Raw genomic sequence first — 312 nt, forward strand, 5'->3', positions numbered from 1 at the left:
GAGTCGGGCTCCGGGCCGGCTGCGCGGTTGGCGGGCCTGTCGTCGGCGGAGCGGCAGCGGACCGTGCTGGAGCTGGTCCGGGCCGAGGTCGCGGCGGTGCTGGGGCACGCGTCGGCCGTGGCGGTCGAGGCGTCGCGGGCGTTCAAGGAGCTGGGCTTCGACTCGCTGACCGCCGTCGAGCTGCGGAATCGTCGGCGGTCGGCGACCGGGCTGGCGCTGCCGGCGACGCTGGCGTTCGACTACCCGAGCGCCGAGCGGCTCGCCGCGTTCGTCCTGGAACAGATGGTCGGTGCGACCGCCCCGGTGGCGGGC

The 312-nt window shown here is 76.6% G+C and carries 1 protein-coding gene; it reads left to right on the forward strand.

The annotated features are described in order from the left end of the window. Positions 1-312, forward strand: a 312-nt coding sequence (locus PUR56_RS00030) for an acyl carrier protein (RefSeq protein WP_329947315.1), incomplete at both ends; no start/stop codon positions are given.

Source organism: Streptomyces sp. BE303 (genome assembly GCF_036290945.1).
Classification (GTDB): Bacteria; Actinomycetota; Actinomycetes; order Streptomycetales; family Streptomycetaceae; genus Kitasatospora.